Origin of the sequence: Amycolatopsis bullii (assembly GCF_014654205.1) — a bacterium.
GTDB classification, from domain to species: domain Bacteria; phylum Actinomycetota; class Actinomycetes; order Mycobacteriales; family Pseudonocardiaceae; genus Amycolatopsis; species Amycolatopsis plumensis.
In genome coordinates this window covers 126,366-144,193 of sequence record NZ_BNAW01000010.1, presented here as the reverse complement: position 1 = coordinate 144,193, position 17,828 = coordinate 126,366, and the positions used below count along the sequence as shown (strand labels likewise).

18 protein-coding genes and 1 tRNA gene are annotated in these 17,828 nt (G+C 71.7%); all 19 read left to right on the top strand.

The annotated features are described in order from the left end of the window. Positions 1 to 8 precede the first annotated feature (8 nt). A complete protein-coding gene (locus IE317_RS15235; RefSeq protein ID WP_229902715.1) occupies positions 9 to 1,310 on the top strand; it encodes a glycoside hydrolase family 27 protein in 1,302 nt (433 codons plus the stop codon). Between the two features lie 165 nt (positions 1,311 to 1,475). Then, complete coding sequence (locus IE317_RS15230; protein ID WP_191310448.1) at positions 1,476 to 2,285, top strand: CoA transferase subunit A; 810 nt, start codon at positions 1,476 to 1,478, stop codon at positions 2,283 to 2,285. Further along, on the top strand, positions 2,282 to 3,040 hold the full coding sequence (locus tag IE317_RS15225; protein WP_191310531.1) for a CoA-transferase subunit beta: 759 nt from the start codon (positions 2,282 to 2,284) through the stop codon (positions 3,038 to 3,040). The genes IE317_RS15230 and IE317_RS15225 overlap by 4 nt, the downstream gene beginning before the upstream one ends. Continuing rightward, entirely contained in the window at positions 3,037 to 4,218 is a 1,182-nt protein-coding gene (locus IE317_RS15220; RefSeq protein ID WP_191310446.1) for a thiolase family protein, read from the top strand. Before IE317_RS15225 ends, IE317_RS15220 begins: the two co-directional genes overlap by 4 nt. A 13-nt stretch (positions 4,219 to 4,231) precedes the next feature. Continuing rightward, the gene (gene pcaH / locus IE317_RS15215; RefSeq protein WP_191310444.1) at positions 4,232 to 4,969 is read left to right on the top strand and encodes a protocatechuate 3,4-dioxygenase subunit beta; all 738 of its coding nucleotides are present in this window, start codon (positions 4,232 to 4,234) and stop codon (positions 4,967 to 4,969) included. Next, on the top strand, positions 4,966 to 5,520 hold the full coding sequence (pcaG, locus tag IE317_RS15210) for a protocatechuate 3,4-dioxygenase subunit alpha (protein ID WP_191310442.1): 555 nt from the start codon (positions 4,966 to 4,968) through the stop codon (positions 5,518 to 5,520). Before pcaH ends, pcaG begins: the two co-directional genes overlap by 4 nt. Beyond that, a complete protein-coding gene (gene pcaD, locus IE317_RS15205) occupies positions 5,517 to 6,293 on the top strand; it encodes a 3-oxoadipate enol-lactonase (protein WP_191310440.1) in 777 nt (258 codons plus the stop codon). Before pcaG ends, pcaD begins: the two co-directional genes overlap by 4 nt. Then, a complete protein-coding gene (gene pcaC, locus IE317_RS15200; RefSeq protein WP_191310438.1) occupies positions 6,290 to 6,691 on the top strand; it encodes a 4-carboxymuconolactone decarboxylase in 402 nt (133 codons plus the stop codon). Before pcaD ends, pcaC begins: the two co-directional genes overlap by 4 nt. Before the next feature lie 10 nt (positions 6,692 to 6,701). After that, the gene (locus IE317_RS15195; protein WP_191310436.1) at positions 6,702 to 7,535 is read left to right on the top strand and encodes an IclR family transcriptional regulator domain-containing protein; all 834 of its coding nucleotides are present in this window, start codon (positions 6,702 to 6,704) and stop codon (positions 7,533 to 7,535) included. Next, positions 7,528 to 7,854 (top strand): hypothetical protein, encoded by a 327-nt coding sequence (locus IE317_RS45125; protein WP_191310434.1) that lies wholly within the window; start codon positions 7,528 to 7,530, stop codon positions 7,852 to 7,854. Before IE317_RS15195 ends, IE317_RS45125 begins: the two co-directional genes overlap by 8 nt. Next, positions 7,851 to 8,435 (top strand): nucleotidyltransferase family protein, encoded by a 585-nt coding sequence (locus IE317_RS15185; protein WP_191310432.1) that lies wholly within the window; start codon positions 7,851 to 7,853, stop codon positions 8,433 to 8,435. Before IE317_RS45125 ends, IE317_RS15185 begins: the two co-directional genes overlap by 4 nt. Positions 8,436 to 8,453: 18 nt before the next feature. Beyond that, positions 8,454 to 9,323 (top strand): AAA family ATPase, encoded by an 870-nt coding sequence (locus tag IE317_RS15180; protein WP_191310430.1) that lies wholly within the window; start codon positions 8,454 to 8,456, stop codon positions 9,321 to 9,323. Positions 9,324 to 9,373: 50 nt separating this feature from the next. After that, on the top strand, positions 9,374 to 11,137 hold the full coding sequence (locus IE317_RS15175; protein WP_191310529.1) for a hypothetical protein: 1,764 nt from the start codon (positions 9,374 to 9,376) through the stop codon (positions 11,135 to 11,137). Positions 11,138 to 11,445: 308 nt separating this feature from the next. Further along, positions 11,446 to 11,519, top strand: a tRNA-Arg gene (locus IE317_RS15170). Between the two features lie 33 nt (positions 11,520 to 11,552). After that, positions 11,553 to 12,665, top strand: coding sequence for a vWA domain-containing protein (locus IE317_RS15165; protein ID WP_191310428.1), 1,113 nt, complete (start codon positions 11,553 to 11,555; stop codon positions 12,663 to 12,665). Further along, positions 12,658 to 13,770 (top strand): XdhC family protein, encoded by a 1,113-nt coding sequence (locus IE317_RS15160; RefSeq protein ID WP_191310426.1) that lies wholly within the window; start codon positions 12,658 to 12,660, stop codon positions 13,768 to 13,770. The genes IE317_RS15165 and IE317_RS15160 overlap by 8 nt, the downstream gene beginning before the upstream one ends. 236 nt (positions 13,771 to 14,006) lie before the next feature. Continuing rightward, positions 14,007 to 14,531, top strand: coding sequence for a (2Fe-2S)-binding protein (locus tag IE317_RS15155; protein WP_191310424.1), 525 nt, complete (start codon positions 14,007 to 14,009; stop codon positions 14,529 to 14,531). Beyond that, on the top strand, positions 14,531 to 16,972 hold the full coding sequence (locus IE317_RS15150) for a xanthine dehydrogenase family protein molybdopterin-binding subunit (protein WP_191310422.1): 2,442 nt from the start codon (positions 14,531 to 14,533) through the stop codon (positions 16,970 to 16,972). Before IE317_RS15155 ends, IE317_RS15150 begins: the two co-directional genes overlap by 1 nt. Next, on the top strand, positions 16,969 to 17,823 hold the full coding sequence (locus tag IE317_RS15145; protein ID WP_191310420.1) for an FAD binding domain-containing protein: 855 nt from the start codon (positions 16,969 to 16,971) through the stop codon (positions 17,821 to 17,823). The genes IE317_RS15150 and IE317_RS15145 overlap by 4 nt, the downstream gene beginning before the upstream one ends. Positions 17,824 to 17,828: the final 5 nt, after the last annotated feature.

Genomic DNA, 17,828 nt, shown 5'->3' with positions numbered 1-17,828 from the left:
AGTGTTCAGTGAAGCGCCTCCTTTCCATTTTCCTCGCTGTGCTCGGGTTTTTATCCCTGGTTGCTTCGCCGGCCGACGCACGGACGCCGTTCGTCAAGCCGTTCATGGGCTGGAGCAGCTGGAGCCTCGAATCCTCGACCCGCGCGGGTTACGGCACTTCGTGGCTGAACGAGTCACACGTCCGCGACGCGGCTTCGTCGATGGCTTCGAAGCTCAAATCGGCCGGTTACACCTACGTCAACATCGACTCGGGCTGGAACGCTTCGCAGTCCTGGGTCTTCCACACCGACGTCAACGGCATCCCCGACCCCGATCCGACGCGGTTCCCCTCGGGGATCCCGGCGCTGGCCTCGTACGTGCACTCCCTCGGGCTGAAGCTCGGCCTGTATGCCGTGACCGGGCTCGAGAAGGAGGTCTACGACAAGAACGCGCCGATCCTCGGGACGTCGTGCCACGCGCAGGACATCGCGTACCGGCCGCTGACGCCGTCGAACGGCTGGGGCGGCAACTGGAAGGTCGACTTCACGAACCCCTGCGCGCAGAAGTACTACGACTCGATCGTGGCGCGGTTCGCGTCCTGGGGTGTCGACTTCGTCAAGGTCGACGGCACCACCGCGGACAACGTCGCCGACATCCGGGCCTGGTCGTCGGCCATCGACCACTCCCGGCGGCCGATGTGGCTGACCGCGAGCGCGTGGCCGGTGCCGCGGTCCATCGGTTCGGTGCTGGCTCGGTACGCGAACGGCGTGCGCGTCGACACGGACATCGAGTGCTACTGCGAGACGGTGTCGACGTGGGACAGCTCGGTGAAGGCGCGGTGGGCGGACCTGCCGGACTGGCTGGGCGTGTTCGGGCCGCAGTACCGGCCGGACCTGGACTCGATGCCGATCAGCAACAACACGGGGGCGGGCATCCAGGACGGGATCTCCGACGTCGAGCGGCAGAGCGTGATGACGTTCTGGTCCATGGCTTCGTCGCCGCTGTACGTCGGGGGAGACATCTGGTTCCTGGACGCCTCCGCGGTGTCGATCCTGACGAACCCCGAGGTCGTCCGGGTCGACCAGGCCGGCACCTACCCGACGCGGGTGACCGGCGGCGACCACCAGGTGTGGACGAAGCGCGCGCCGGACGGCCGGACGTACGCGGCCGTCTACAACCTGGGTGCCACGCCCGCGGACATCACGGTGGACTTCCACGGAGCACGGCCGGTGCGTGACCTCGTCGCGCGGAAGGACCTCGGGCGGTTCCGGGGTTCGTGGACGGCGTCCGCCGTGCCGCCCCACGGCTCGAGGCTGGTCCGGATCGGCTGACGTTCTTCCCGAAGGGGACTTTTCTCGCTGTTGCCGCGAGAAAAGTCCCCTTCGACGTGCGTGCGTCATCCATTGGGTGGAAGACGTCTGGTCGGGGCTCGAGCCACCGTGCTATGTTCGGTGGCAGAACGAGTGTTCGTGATGCGAACGGATTCGGAGCGTGGGATGGCGGAGCTGCTGTCACTGGAGGAGGCCGTGGCCCGGCTGGTGCACGACGGCGACACCGTCGCGCTCGAAGGGTTCACGCACCTCATCCCGGTCGCGGCCGGGCACGAGATCATCCGGCAGCGCAAGCGTGACCTCACGCTGGTGCGGATGACCCCGGACATCGTCTACGACCAGCTGATCGGCGCCGGCTGCGCGCGCAAGCTGATCTTTTCGTGGGGCGGCAACCCGGGCGTCGGCTCCCTGCACCGGTTCCGGGACGCCGTCCAGCACGAATGGCCGGTGCCATTGGAGATCGAGGAACACAGCCACGCGGGCATGGCGAACCGGTACGTGGCCGGCGCGTCCGGCCTGCCGTTCGCGGTGCTGCGCGGCTACACCGGCACCGACCTGCCGGCGCAGACGGCCACGATCAAGCCGATCACCTGCCCGTTCACCGGCGAGCGGCTGACGGCGGTGCCGGCGCTGAACCCGGACGTCTCGATCATCCACGCGCAGCGCGCCGACCGCGGCGGCAACGTCCAGCTGTGGGGCATCACGGGTGTCCAGAAGGAAGCGGTCCTGGCGGCGAAGCGGTCGATCGTGACGGTCGAGGAAGTCGTCGACGAGCTGGATCCCCGCCCCGGCGCGGTGGTCCTCCCGGCGTGGGTCGTCACGGCGGTGGCCGAAGTGCCCGGTGGCGCGAAGCCGTCGTACGCGGCGGGGTACTACGAGCGGGACAACTCGGCGTACCAGGCGTGGGACGAGGTCGGACGCGACCGCGAGGAGTTCACGAAGTGGCTGAACGAGCTGACCGGGGTGACGGCATGAGCGCGGGGTACACCTCCGACGAGATGATGAGCGTCGCGGCGGCCCGCGCGCTCGGTGACGGCATGTCCTGCTTCGTCGGCATCGGCCTGCCGAGCAAGGCGGCCAACCTGGCCCGCCGCGCGCACGCGCCGAACCTGACGCTGATCTACGAATCCGGCTGCCTGGGCGCCAAGCCGTCCCGCCTGCCGCTGTCGATCGGCGACGGCGAGCTGGCCGACACGGCGGACGCGGTGATCAGCGTGCCGGAGGTGTTCAACTACTGGCTCCAGCCCGGCCGCATCGACGTGGGCTTCCTCGGCGCGGCCCAGCTGGACAAGTTCGGCAACATCAACACCACGGTGATCGGCTCGGACTACCACGACCCCAAGGTCAGGTTGCCGGGCGCGGGCGGCGCCCCGGAGATCGCCGCCTCGTGCGGCGAGGTGTTCATCGTGCTGCGCCAGAACCCCCGGGCCTTCGTGGAGAAGGTGGACTTCGTAACGTCGTTCGGCCACGGAACGGGCAAGGGCGACCGCGAGAAGCTCGGCCTCCCCGGCCGCGGCCCGACGCTGGTGGTGACCGACCTGGGCCTCCTGCGTCCCGACCCGGAGACGGCCGAGCTGACGTTGACGCAGCTCCACCCCGGCGTGGACCTCGACAGCGCCGTCGCGGCCACGGGGTGGAAACTGAAGGTGTCCGACGACCTCGAGACCACCCCGGCCCCCACGGAGCAGGAGCTGACCCTCCTGCGAGACCTGGAGAAGGCGAGCGCATGACCGACGTCTACATCCTCGACGCGATCCGCACCCCGTTCGGCCGCTACGGCGGCGCACTGGCCGGTGTCCGCCCCGACGACCTCGCCGCCGGCGTGCTCAAGGCGCTCCAGCAGCGCAACGACCTCGACCCGTCCACAGTGGACGAGGTCACCCTCGGCGACGCGAACGGCGCGGGCGAGGACAACCGCAACGTCGCCCGCATGGCCGCCCTCCTCGCGGGCTGGCCGACGACCGTCCCGGGCAGCACGGTCAACCGCCTCTGCGGCTCCGGCCTCGACGCGGCCATCCAGGCCAGCCGCGCGATCCAGACCGGCGACGCTTCCCTCGTCGTCGCCGGCGGGGTCGAGTCCATGACCCGCTCACCGCTGGTCATGCCGAAGCCGGACAAGGCGTTCCCCACCGGCAACCGGACCCTGTACAACACCGCGCTCGGCTGGCGCATGGTGAACCCGGCGATGCCGTCGCAGTGGACGATCTCCCTCGGCGAGTCCACCGAGCAGCTCGCCGAGCGCTACGGCATCGGCCGCGACGAGCAAGACGCCTTCGCCGCCCGCAGCCACGTCAACGCCGCCAAGGCCTGGGACGAAGGCTTCTACGACGACCTGGTCGTCCCGGTCGAAGGCGTCGAACTGGCCCGCGACGAAGGCATCCGCGCGGACTCCAGCCCCGAGAAGCTCGCCAAGCTGAAGCCCGCGTTCCGCAAGGAAAACGGCACCGTCACCGCGGGCAACGCCTCCCCGCTGAACGACGGCGCCTCGGCCCTCCTGCTCGGCGACGAAGCCGCCGCGGGCCGGCTCAACGCGACCCCGCTCGCCCGGATCGCCGGCCGCGGCGCGGCGGGCGTCGACCCGGACGTCTTCGGCATCGGCCCGGTGCGCGCGGCGGAGATCGCCCTCGAGCGCGCCGGGATCGGCTGGGACGACCTGGCCGCGGTCGAGCTCAACGAGGCCTTCGCCGCGCAGTCGCTGGCCTGCCTGCGCGACTGGAAGGACCTCGACCCGGAGATCGTGAACACCCACGGCGGCGCGATCGCCATCGGGCACCCGCTCGGCGCGTCCGGCGGCCGGATCCTCGGCACCCTGGCGCACGACCTGCACCGCCGCGGCGGGGGCTGGGGACTCGCCGCCATCTGCATCGGCGTCGGCCAAGGGCTGGCCGTCGTGCTCGAAGGCCGGTAAGGGAGAAGAGAACGTGGCCACTCCGACCGAATTCAGGCTGCCGCGCTACGGGGAAGATCCCGAAGGCACCCACCCGCCCCTCGACTCCAGCGGCTACCGCTCCACGGCGCTGCGGCACCCCAAGCAGGACCTCGTCCTGCTCCCGCAGATGCTGACCGAGGTCACCGGCCCGCTGCTCGGGCCCGGCCGCCTCGGCGAGCACGACAACGACCTCACCCGGCAGCACGCCGGCGAGCCGCAGGGCCAGCGGATCATCGTCACCGGACGGCTCCTCGACGGCGACGGCCGCCCGGTGCGCGACTCCCTCGTCGAGATCTGGCAGGCGAACGCGGGCGGCCGCTACCGGCACACCGGCGACCGCTGGCCGTCCCCGCTCGACCCGAACTTCGACGGCGTCGGCCGCACCCTGACCGACAGCGACGGCCGCTACACCTTCACCACCATCAAGCCCGGCGCGTACCCGTGGAAGAACCACGACAACGCCTGGCGCCCGGCGCACATCCACTTCTCGGTGTTCGGCTCGGCGTTCACCCAGCGGCTGGTCACCCAGATGTACTTCCCGGACGACCCGCTGTTCTCGCAGGACCCGATCTTCAACTCGATCCCGGACGAGAAGGCCCGGCAGCGGATGGTTTCGCGCTACGACCACGACATCACGCAGGCGGAATGGGCACTGGGCTTCCAGTTCGACATCGTGCTGCGCGGGCGCGACGCGTCGGTGTTCGAAGACGAGGAAGACGAGGACGAATGACCAAGCTGCTGCCCACCCCCTCGCAGACCGTCGGCCCGTACCTCTCGATCGGGCTGCCCTGGCCCGACGGCCCGCACGTCGTGCCCGAGGGCACTCCGGGCGGGTTCTGGATCCGCGGGATCGTCCGCGACGGCAACGGCGACCCGGTGCCGGACGCCATGATCGAGACCTGGCAGGCCGACCCGGAGGGCGGCTTCCGCCACCCGGACGACCCGCGTGGCGCGGCGAACGGCGAGTTCCGCGGCTTCGGCCGCTGCCCGACGGAGACCGACGGCACCTACGGGATCTTCACCGTGCTCCCGGGCGTGGTGCCCGGCGAGGGCGGCACCACGCAGGCCCGGCACATCGACGTCTCGGTGTTCGCGCGCGGCCTGCTCAACCGGGTCGTCACGCGGATCTACTTCGAGGACCAGGACAACACCGGTGACCCGGTGCTGGCGACGGTCCCGGAGGAGCGGCGGGGCACCCTGATCGCGGCGAAGACCGAAGACGGGTACCGCTTCGACGTGCGGCTGCAGGGAGACGGCGAAACCGTCTTCTTCCGGGTATGAGCGCCGTGAAGCTGCACCGGGTCGCGGAAGGCCCGGAAGACGGGCCGGTGGTCGTGTTCGGCGGGTCGCTCGGCAGCGATCTGCGGATGTGGGAACCCCAGGTGGCGCCGCTGGTCGAGCGCGGGTTCCGGGTGGTCCGGTACGACGCGCGCGGGCACGGCGGGTCGCCGGTCCCGCCGGGCCCGTACGAGCTCGAAGACCTGGGCGCCGACGTCCTGGCGCTGCTCGACGAACTCGGCGTCGAGCAGGCGCACCACGTGGGCCTGTCGCTCGGCGGCATGACGGGGATGTGGCTCGGCATCCACGCGCCGGACCGGATCGCGAGCCTCGTGCTGTGCTGCACGTCCGCCAAGCTCGGCCCGCCGTCGATGTGGGTGGACCGGGCCCGCACGGTCCGCGCCGAGGGCACCGCGGCGGTGGCCGAGGCGGGCGTGCAACGCTGGCTGACCCCGGGCTACCGCGAGCGGCACCCGGACCGGGCCGAGTTCCTCCGGGCGATGATCGCGGCGGTCCCGGCCGAGGGCTACGCGGCCTGCTGCGGCGCGATCGAGCGGATGGACCTGCTCGACCTGCTGCCGAAGATCACCGCGCCCACCCTGGTCATCGCGGGCGCGCACGACCCGGCCACCTCGCCCGGCGAGCACGCCCGGCCGATCGCCGAGGGCATCCCCGGCGCGCGGCTGGAGGTCGTGGCGGAGGCCGCGCACCTGGGCAGCTACGAGCAGCCGGCGGAATTCACCCGGCTGATCCTGGACCACTTGGAGCGAGCGTGACAGACCGCCACGAGCAGGGCATGAAGGTGCGGCGGGAGGTCCTCGGCGACGAGCACGTCGACCGCGCGGTCGCAGGCACCACGGACTTCAGCCGCCCGTTCCAGGACTACATCACCGAGGGCGCGTGGGGATCGGTGTGGGCCCGCGACGGCCTGGACCGCCGCACGCGCAGCTGCGTGACGCTGGCCGCGCTCACGGCGCTGCAGGCGCACAACGAGCTGGCGATGCACGTCCGGGCGGCGGTCCGCAACGGCCTGACGGCGGCGGAGATCAGCGAGGTCCTGCTGCACACGGCGGTCTACGCCGGAGCACCGGCGGCGAACGCGGCGTTCGCCATCGCCCAGCGCACCCTGGCCGAGCTCGGCGAGCCGAGCGCGGTGCCGAAGGACGCCGGATAGGGTGCCGGGCATGGACGTGACGAGGCCGCCGTTCGACGTCCGGCTGGACAGCGAACCGGCGCACCGTGGGGCCCACCACGTGCAGTCGCTGGAGCGCGGGCTGGCCGTGATCAAGGCGTTCCACGCGGGCGCGTCCGAGCTGACCCTGAGCGACGTGGCCCGCGCGACGGGCCTCACCCGCGCGGCGGCCAGGAGGTTCCTCCTGACCTTGGCCGACCTGGGCTACGTCCGCACCGACGGCAAGTACTTCTCGCTGACGGCCCGCGTGCTGGAGCTGGGCTACGCGTACCTGTCGAGCATGACGTTGCCGGAGGTCGCCCAGCCCCACCTGGAGCAGCTGTCGGCGCGGGTCCACGAGTCGAGCTCGGTCTCGGTGCTGGAGGGCACCGACATCGTGTACGTGGCGCGGGTGGCGGTGTCCCGGATCATGACGGTGAGCATCAACGTGGGCACCCGCTTCCCGGCGTACGCGACGTCGATGGGCCACGTCCTGCTCGCGGGACTCGGCGAGGCGGACCTGGAGGCGTATTTCGAGGTGGCGAGCCTGGACCGCCTGACGGACCACACGGTGACGGCCCCCGCCCACCTCCGCCGGGAACTGGCCAAGGTCGCCGCCCAGGGCTGGGCGATGGTGGACCAGGAGCTGGAGGAGGGCCTCCGCTCGGTGGCGGCCCCGATCCGCAGCCGCACGGGCCAGGTGGTGGCGGCGGTCAACCTCTCGACCCACGCCAGCCGCACGACGGCCGAGTCGGTGCGGAAGGACCTGGTCCCCCCGCTCCTGGAGACGGCCAGGGCGATCGAAGCGGACTTGGCGGTCGGAGCCCCGGACCGCGCCCGTGGCTGACCACCCACCCGCGGCCCCCGAAGCGCAGCCCGGCACCCCACCCACCGCCGAGCGCGGGGCGATCCGGCCCACCGCCGAGCGCGCGGCCACGCCACCCATCGCCGCGCCCGCGGCCACCCGGCCCACCGCCGAGCGCGCGACTATCCGGTCCGCCATCGAGCGTGCGGCCACTCGGCCCACCGCCGAGCGCGCGACCATCCGGCCCGCCACCGAGGGCGCGGCCACCCCACCCGCCACCGAGGGCGCGGCCACCCGACCTCGCGTCCACCTCCGGCATCCCGGCCACACCGCACAGCTGCACCAGGCCCGGCCCTCATGACCACCCCTCAGCCGGTCGCCGGGCTCCTCCTCGCCGCCGGTGCCGGTCGGCGGTTCGGTGGCCCGAAAGCCCTCGTCCAAGTCGATGGGGAGCCCCTCGTTCTCCGGGCCCTGCGCACCCTCACCTCCGCCGGGTGCGAGCCCGTCCGGGTTGTCGTCGGGGCCTCCGCCGACGAAGTGCGCGCCCTCCTGCCCGACCCGGCCCAAGCCGTCACCGCCGAAGACTGGGCCACCGGCATGGGCGCCTCGCTCCGTGCCGGGCTCGCCGCCCTCGAAGCCACCGATCGGTCCGCCGCGCTCGTGCACCTCGTCGATCTGCCGTGGGTCGGCTCCGACATCCTCGCCCGCGTCGCCGCCCGGGCCACCTCCGAAACCGTGGCCCGCGCCGCCTACGACGGCGTTCCCGGTCACCCCGTGCTGCTCGGCCGCCGGTGGTGGGACGAGGTCACGAACAGCGCCCAGGGCGATCGCGGTGCCCGGGACTGGCTCGCCACCCGCGCCGACCTGACCTTGATCGAGTGCGGTGACCTCGGCAGCGGCCGGGACGTCGACCGCCCCGGCGATCTGGCGGGCCCCGCGTGAAGACCTACGATCGACAGCGTGACGGACTCGCCCGAAGACCTCGCCGCCGCGCTCGACGCGACCGGTTACCTCGCCGATGACGGGCTGGCGACCGCCGGCTTCCTCGCCCTGCGGATGGGCCGCCCGCTCTTCTGCGAGGGCGAGCCCGGCACCGGCAAGACGTCTCTCGCCCTGGCCCTGGCCACCGCGCTGGAGCGGCCGCTCGTCCGCCTCCAGTGCCACGAAGGCATCGACGCCGCCCAGGCCCTCTACGAGTGGGACTTCCCGCGCCAGCTCCTGCACCTGCGCGCGCTCGAGGCGGCCGGCGGCGGGCAACTCGACGTCGAGGCCGCGGAACGCTCGCTCTACACCGAGCGGTTCCTCCTGGCCCGGCCGCTGCTGCAGGCCCTGATCACCGCCCCCTGCGTCCTGCTGATCGACGAGATCGACCGCGCCGACGACGAGTTCGAAGCCTTTCTGCTGCAACTGCTCGACGAGCACGCCGTGACCATCCCCGAATTCGGCGAAGTCCGCGCCGAACACCCGCCGCTGGTCGTCCTCACCTCCAACCGGACCCGCGAGGTGCACGACGCGCTGAAACGCCGGTGCCTCTACCACTGGCTCGAACACCCGGACCTGGTGCGGGAGGTCGCCATCCTGCGCCGTAGGATCCCGCGGGTAAGTGAGGCTCTGGCTCGGCAAATTGCCGAAGCGGTGCACCGGCTCCGTGAAATGGATTTGCTGAAACCACCGGGAGTGGCGGAATCACTCGATTGGGCGCGGGCGCTGTTGACCCTTCAGCGTGACGAGCTGGACGCGGCAACGGCGGCGCGGACACTCGGAGCCGTCCTGAAATACAGCGAAGACCTCGACCGGGTCCGGGCGAAACTCGACGCCTTGTTCGCCTGACCGCCCGGGTCGGGGGACCGGGTGTGGCGATGCGAGGGGAGAACCTGTCGATGAGCGTGGCGGAGACGACGGAGACGAGACCGCCGTCCGAGGTGGAGCCGGAGCGGCCGGCCGGGCCGCCGGCCACCCGGCCGGGGTGGCGGGGCAAGCTCGCCGCGGTGGCCGCGGTGCTCGGCGGCACCGCGCTGATCGCCGTGCACGCCGCCCTCTACGGCCACTGGATGATCGACGACGCGGCCATCACGTTCGCCTACTCGCGCAACGTCGCCGACGGCTTCGGGCCCGTGCTGCAGCCCGGCGCCGCGCCGGTCGAGGGATATTCCAACCCGACCTGGATGATCCTGCTGGCCCTCGGCAAGCTCGTCGGCCTGTTCGACCACGGCACGCTCTTCGGTGTCTCCGACCAGATCCTCTTCCCGAAGGCGCTCGCGCTCGCCTGCTGCGCGGGCATCCTCGTGCTGTTCTACTTCGGGGCGAAGGTGCTCAGCCGCCGCCCGGCGCTGATCACCTTCGTCGCCGGGGCCGCGCTCGCCGCGATCCCGTCGTTCGTCATCTGGTGCTTCTCCGGGCTGGAGAACTCCTTCTACGCCCTCACGGTCGCCGCGCTCGCGGTGGTGATCGTGCGCGCGACCCACAGCGGCCGGCTCCTGGACACCCAGGTCGCCCTCGGCACCGGGCTGATCGCCGTGCTCGCCGCGCTGACCCGGCCCGACGGGATCATCTACGCCGGTGCGTACCCGATCGTCCTCCTGCTGTTCCTCAAGCGGGACCTGCTCGGCCGCAGCGTCCGCGCGGCCGTCGTCTCGGTCGCCGCCTTCGCCGTCCCGTTCGGCGCTTACATGATCTTCCGCTGGTTCGAGTTCGGCCGCCTGGTGCCGAACACGGCCGTCGCGAAGGGGCAGGAGCCGCCGACGATCGAGGACCTCGCCCGCCCCGGCGAAATCGTCTCCTACGTGGGCTGGCTGATCGTCGCGGTCGCCGTCGCGTGCCTGGTGCTGCTGATGGTCCGGCCGTCGCGCCTGCGCACCGGGCTGATCGCGCTGATGGTGCCGTTCGGGCTCACCGTGGTCGCCTACATCGTCCTCGAGTTCGACTGGATGGGGCAGCTGCGCTTCGCCACGCCGGTGTGGACGCTCGGCGCGTTCGGCGGCGCGATCGTCGTCGTCGAGGCGCTGGCCGCGGCCCGGCTGCGCGGCCGGATCGTGCTCGCGTGCCTGCTCGTGGTGGCGCTGGTCAGCTCGGTGAGCGGGCTCTACGACCAGGGCACGTCCTACCGCGCCAACGTCAAGACCGCGTTCTGCATCGTGGCCGAGCGCGACGCCCGGACCATCAACGGCCTCGCGGACATCCTGAAGCTGCCCGACTCGGCCCAGGTCGGCCTGATCGACCTCGGCGGGACGTCGCTGGGCAGTCGCCTCCGGGTGCTCGACCTGGCCGGCCTCGGCGACAAGCGGGTCGCCGACTACCTGCACGAGTCCGACGTGACCGGCGTCCGCAACCTCGTCTTCAACCAGGCCAAGCCCGAGCTGATCACGTTCATCGGCTCGTGGATCGCCACGCTGGGCTTCGACCAGGACCCGCGGTTCGAGCGCGAATACGCGACGATCTTCGTCAACCCGCCGATCGGCAACCTGACCGTCGATTCCCGCAACTGGGTCAGCTACCACGTCCGGCGCGACCTGGTCGACGACGCGAAGCTCGCGGAACTCAAGGCCTACACGCAGAAGACGCTGCCGCCGCTGCTGGAGCTGAACAAGGGAGCCGGCCTGCGCGGCTGCGCGAACGTCCAGCCCGGCTTCAAGGCCGCCGCCTGATCCGAGAACCCGGCGCCCGCCTCGATGGTCCACAAAGTACCGCCGAGGCGGGCGTTTTAATTGCGTTGCCCCGCCCACGGGACTGAGGCATTCTTTTCCCAGCAGAACCGAGACCACCGAGAGGAGGAGATCGTGACCCGACGGCAAGACCGGAACCCCTGCGGCGCGATCTCCCGCGTCGTTCGCTGAATTTCCCTTTTCTTTCCGAAGAGCTCTTCGCGCCCACCCGCCGCTACCTTGGGTCGGCCGCGGCGAAGAGCGCGGTCTGCGCGCCCGTCCGGGGAGGGGCGCGTGCGCAGACCGCCCTTGTCCCGGTAGCTCAGCAGGACAGAGCGCGGCGCTACGAACGCCGAGGTCCGAGGTTCGACTCCTCGCCGGGACGCCGACAATGCCCGATCGAGCGCACAATGGAGACATGACCACGGTCTCCGATCCGGTAGCGGGGTACGCCGGGTTCGCCGCCGCGCTGCGCGAAGCCGGTGTCGCCTGCGATGCGCACCGCGTGCAGGCGTACCTCACCGCGGTGGCCGAGATCGACGTCGCCGAACCCACCCAGCTCTACTGGGCCGGGCGGCTGACCCTCTGCTCCAGCCCGGACGACCTCCCGTGCTACGAAGAGGCCTTCAGCCAGTGGTTTTCCATCGAGACCACCACGCCGAAGCGGGCAACGTCCGCTGCGCCCAAGAAGGCCCGGATCGCCCCGCTCGCCGACGCCGAAGGCACGGATGCCGAGGGCGGCGACGGCGCCGACCAGCTGAAAGTCGCCGCCAGCGCCCACGAAGTCCTGCGTCACCGTGACCTCGCCGAGCTCACCACCGCCGAGCGCGAACACCTCCGCGAGCTGCTGGCCACCCTGAAGCCCGCGCTCCCGCAGCGCCCGGCCGCCCGGCGGACGCCGTCGCGGCGCGGCCGCCTCGACCCGTCGCGGACGCTGCGCGCCATGCTGGCCAGCGGCGGCGAACCCCTCCACCTCGTGCACGCCCGGCGCGGCAGGAGGCCGCGGCGGGTGGTGCTGCTCATCGACGTCTCCGGCTCGATGAGCCCGTACGCCGACGCGCTGCTGCGGTTCGCCCACGTCCTGACGCGGTCCGCGCCGCCGTCGGTCGAGGTGTTCACGCTCGGCACGCGGCTGACCCGGGTGTCGCGCCAGCTGCGGCAGCGCGACCCGGAACGCGCGATGCTCGCGGCGGGCTCGGCCGTCCCGGACTTCGCCGGCGGGACCCGGCTGGGGGAGACGCTCCAGGTGTTCCTCGACCGGTGGGGACGCCGTGGGGTCGCGCGCCGCGCCGTGGTCACGGTGTTCTCCGACGGCTGGGAACGCGGCGACACGGGGCTGCTCGGCGAGCAGCTCGCGCACCTGCGCCGGCTCGCGCACGCCGTGTTCTGGGTGAACCCGCACGCCGGCCGTGCGGGGTACGCTCCGGTCCAGTCGGGCATCGTGGCCGCGCTGCCCCACATCGACCGGCTCCTGGCCGGGCACACCCTGGCCACCTTGGAACGACTGCTCGGGGAGATTTCCGATGCGTGACGTACTGGACGACGTGTTCCGCCGCTGGTCCGCGGGCGAAACCGTGGGGCTCGGCACCGTGGTCGCCACCTTCTCGTCGGCGCCGCGCGCGCCCGGCGCCGCGATGGTCGTCGCGCCGGACGGCACCGTCGCCGGCAGCGTGTCCGGCGGCTGCGTCGAAGGCGCGGTCTACGAGCTCGCGCGGGAGGTCGTCGCCGAGCGCAAGCCGGTGCTGCAACGCTACGGCGTCAGCGACGACGACGCCTTCGCGGTCGGCCTGACCTGCGGCGGGATCATCGACATCTACGTCGAAGCGGTCGACCGTGAGTCGATGCCGGAGCTCGGCGAGGTCGTCGAGTCGGTGCGCGGCGGCGAGCCGGTCGCGGTCGTCACGATCATCGAGCACGAACACGAAGGCCTGGTCGGCGAGCACATGATCGTGTGGCCGGACCGCACCGCGGGCTCGCTGGGGTCGTCGCGGATGGACGACGCCGTGGCCGACGACGCGCGCGGCCTGCTGGCCAGCGGCCGCACCGGCACCCTGCACTACGGCCCGGACGGGCAGCGCCGCGGCGAGGGCATGGCCGTGTTCGTCAACTCCTTCGAGCCGCCGCCCCGGCTGCTGGTCTTCGGGGCGATCGACTTCGCCGCCGCGATGGCGCGCATGGGTGCCTACCTCGGCTACCAGGTCACGGTGTGCGACGCGCGGCCGGTGTTCGCCACCACCAGCCGGTTCCCGGACGCGCACGAGGTCGTCGTCGACTGGCCCCACCGCTACCTGCAGGCGGAGGCGGACGCGGGCCGGATCGACCAGCGCACGGCGATCGCGGTGCTCACCCACGACCCGAAGTTCGACGTGCCGCTGCTGGAAGTCGCGCTGCGCCTGGACGTCGGGTACGTCGGCGCGATGGGGTCCCGCAAGACCCACGACGACCGGTTCGCCCGCCTGCGCGAAGCGGGGATCACCGAGGCGGAGCTGGACAGGCTGGCGTCGCCGATCGGGCTCGACCTGGGCGCGCGCACGCCGGAGGAGACGGCCGTGTCGATCGCCGCGGAGATCATCGCGCTGCGGTGGGGCGGCGGGGGCAAGCGGCTCGCGGAGCTCTCGGGGAGGATTCACGGCTGAGCCGCCGGGTGGGCCACAAAGTTCACCCATCCGGACCCTCGCAGATTCGGTTTCCCGGCGTGGATTTTCCCGCATCTGCGGAACAGGTAGTTGAACGTGTGACATCAGGGCTTGTCCGCGCGAAGGTCGCGTAGCACGCTCGGGGATTGTGAGCCCGATCACGGTCGGGCCTGGCCGTTCCCGAACCGGCTCGCCGCTGCTCCGCCCCGGCGGGCATCCGCTTTCTTGGAGGCCTGATGCGCATCACCGTCACCGTCGACGGGACGAAGTACACCGACGAAGTCGAACCCCGCACCCTCCTCGTGCACCACCTGCGAGAGCGGCTCGGCAAGGTCGGCACCGTCGTCGGCTGCGACACCAGCAACTGCGGCGCCTGCACCGTCCACCTCGACGGGCACAGCGTGAAGTCCTGCTCCGTGCTGGCCGTGCAGGCCGACGGCTGCGAGGTCACCACCGTCGAAGGCCTCGCCCGCGACGGCAAGCTGCACCCGGTGCAGCAGGCTTTTCACGACAACCACGCGCTGCAGTGCGGGTTCTGCACGCCGGGGATGATCATGCAGTCGATCGACCTGCTGGCCGACAACCCCGACCCGGACGAGCAGGCCGTCCGCGAGGGCCTCGAAGGCAACCTCTGCCGCTGCACCGGCTACCAGAACATCGTCCGCGCGGTCCGCGACGCCGCCCAGCACATGAGCCCGGGCGCCGGACCCGAAGCGGAGCGGATCGCCGAGAACAAGCACGTCGGCGTGGGTGGTGACTGATGACCGCCACGATCGAACCGGAGGTCGGGAAGTCCCGCCGCCGCAAGGAGGACGAGCGGCTGATCACCGGCCGCACCCGCTGGACCGACAACATCGCGCTGCCCGGGATGCTGCACCTGGCCGTTCTGCGCAGCCCGTTCGCGCACGCCAGGATCATCTCGATCGACACGGCCGCGGCGAAGAGCGCGCCCGGCGTCATCGCCGTCTACACCGCGCAGGACCTCGACCCGGAGGGCGCGGTCGGCATGCCGTGCGCGTGGCCGATCACGCCGGACATGAAGGCGCCACGCCGTCCGGTGCTCGCTGCCGGCACGGTCAACTTCGCCGGCGAAGGCGTTGCGGTCGTCGTCGCGCGCTCGTCCGCCGAAGCGCACGACGCGCTCGAGGAGATCGACGTCGAGTACGACGAGCTGCCGGTCATCCTCGACATGGAAGCCGCCATCGCCGACGGCGCGCCGCTGGTCCACGAGGACCTCGGCACCAACACGAGCGCGGTCTGGAAGTTCGACTCCGCCGAGGCCGGCACCGGCGGCAACGTCGAGGACGCGATCAGCGCGTCGGAGGTCGTGCTCAAGCGCCGCTTCCGCCAGCAGCGGCTCGTCCCGGCGTTCATGGAGCCGCGCGCCTGCGTCGTCGACCCGACCGGCACGCAGATCACCATGTGGTCGGCCACGCAGATCCCGCACATCCTGCGCGTGATGTCGGCGCTGACGCTCGGCATCCCCGAGCACAAGCTGCGCGTGATCGCCCCGGACGTCGGTGGCGGCTTCGGCGGCAAGATCGGGGTCCTGCCGGAAGAGATGATGGCGCTGCTGGTCGCGCGGAAGCTCGGCAAGCCGGTCAAGTGGAACGAGACGCGCTCGGAGACGATGCTCGCCGCGCACCACGGCCGCGACCAGATCCAGGACCTCACCATCTCGGCGACCCGCGACGGCCAGGTCACCGGCCTCAAGGTCGAGCTGCTCGCCAACCTCGGCGCGTACAACGGCCTGGTCGGGCCGGGCGTGCCGATCCTCGGCGCGTTCATGTTCAACGCGATCTACAAGATCCCGGCGTACCACTTCGCGTGCACCAACGTGTACACGACGACGACGCTGACCGACGCCTACCGCGGCGCCGGGCGCCCGGAGGCGACGTTCGCGATCGAGCGGATCATGGACGAGCTCGCCGTCGAGCTCGGCATGGACCCCCTGGAGCTGCGCGAGAAGAACTGGATCAAGCACGAGGAGTTCCCGTTCACGACCGTGTGCGGGCTGACCTACGACTCCGGCAACTACGAGGCCGCCACCGAGAAGGCGAAGCGGCTCTTCGACTACGACGGCCTGCGCGCCGAGCAGGAGAAGCGCCGCGCGTCGAAGGACAAGGTCCAGCTCGGCATCGGCATCTCGACGTTCACCGAGATGTGCGGGCTCGCGCCTTCGCGGGTGCTCGGCTCGCTGGACTACGGCGCCGGCGGCTGGGAGTACGCGTCGATCCGGATGCTGCCCACCGGGAAGGTCGAGGTCACCACCGGCGCGTCCGCGCACGGCCAGGGCCACGAGACGGCGTGGAGCCAGATCGTCGCCGACCAGCTGGGTGTCGCGTTCGAGGACGTCGAGATCCTGCACGGCGACACGCAGTCGTCGCACAAGGGCCTGGACACCTACGGTTCGCGGTCGCTGGTGGTCGGCGGGATCGCCGTCGTCAAGGCCGCGGAGAAGGTGGTTGCGAAGGCCAAGCCGATCGCGGCGCACCTGCTCGAATGCGCCGAGGACGACCTCGAGTTCGCGAACGGCAAGTTCACCGTTCGCGGCACCGAGACGTCCACGACGATCGGTGACGTCGCGCTCGCGGTGTTCGCGGCGCACAACCTGCCGGACGGGGTCGAGCCGTCGCTCGACTCGGACGCGACGTTCGACCCGGAGAACTTCTCGTTCCCGCACGGCACGCACCTGTGCGCCGCCGAGGTGGACACCGAGACGGGCCGGATCAAGCTGCGTTCGTACGTCTGCGTCGACGACGTCGGCGTCGCGGTGAACCCGCTGATCGTCGAGGGCCAGGTGCACGGCGGGCTCGCGCAGGGCATCGCGCAGGCGCTGTTCGAGGGCACCGAGCACGACGAGAGCGGCACGCTGACGACCGGCACGTTCGCCGACTACCTGCTGCCGTCGGCGGCCGACCTGCCGTCGTTCACCACCGACCGCACGGAGACGCCGTCGACGACGAACCCGCTCGGCGCCAAGGGCGTCGGCGAGGCGGGGACCATCGCGTCCACCCCGGCGGTGGTCAACGCGGTGATCGACGCCGTGCGGCCCTTCGGCGTCAACGACATCGAGATGCCGTTGACACCGATGCGGGTGTGGCACGCCATCCAGCACGGCACCCCCGACGCGGGTGGCCCCGGCCGCGGCGAAGCGGGCGGCGGACTCGGTTCCCTCGACGCCACCGGAGGTGCGCAGTGATCCCGGCTCCCTTCGACTACGTCCGCCCGTCCACAGTGGACGAAGCGGTGCAGGCACTGGCGGCGGCGGGCGAGGACGCCAAGGTGCTGGCCGGCGGGCAGAGCCTGCTGCCGGTGCTGCGGATGCGGCTCGCGGCGCCGACCACGCTGATCGACCTCGGGCGCGTCGCCGAACTGCGCGGCGTCCGCGAGGACGGCGCCGACCTGGTGATCGGCGCGATGACGACGCACTACGACGTCCAGCGGGACGCCCTGGTGGCCTCGCACGCGGCGTTGCTCAAGGAGGCGACGGACACGGTCGCCGACCCGCAGATCCGCCACCGCGGCACCCTCGGCGGCGCGATCGCCCACGCCGACCCGGCCGGCGACCTGCTGGCGCCGGTGCTGGCGCTGGACGCCTCGCTGGTGGTGGCCGGGCCGTCGGGACGCCGGACGGTCCCGGCCGCGGACTTCTTCCGCGACCTGTTCACCACCGCCCTGGCGCCGGACGAGCTGCTGGTCGAGGTCCGCATCCCCAAGCACACGGGGTGGCGGGCGCACTACGAGAAGTTCAACCGCGTCGCCCAGGCGTGGTCGATGGTCGCGGTCGCGGTCACCGTCCGCACCGAAGCGGGGGTCATCGAGGAGGCCCGGGTCGCGCTGACGAACATGGGTTCGACACCGGTCCGCGCCTCGGGTGTCGAGGCGGCACTGGTCGGCGTCCGCGCCTCGGCGGACTCGATCACGGCGGCGGCTTCGCACGCGGCGGAGGGCACGAATCCGCCGGTCGACAGCAATGCCGACGTCGAATACCGCCGTCACCTCGCGGAAGTGCTGACGGGCCGCGCGATCGCGGCGGCCGCGGGAGCCTGACGCTT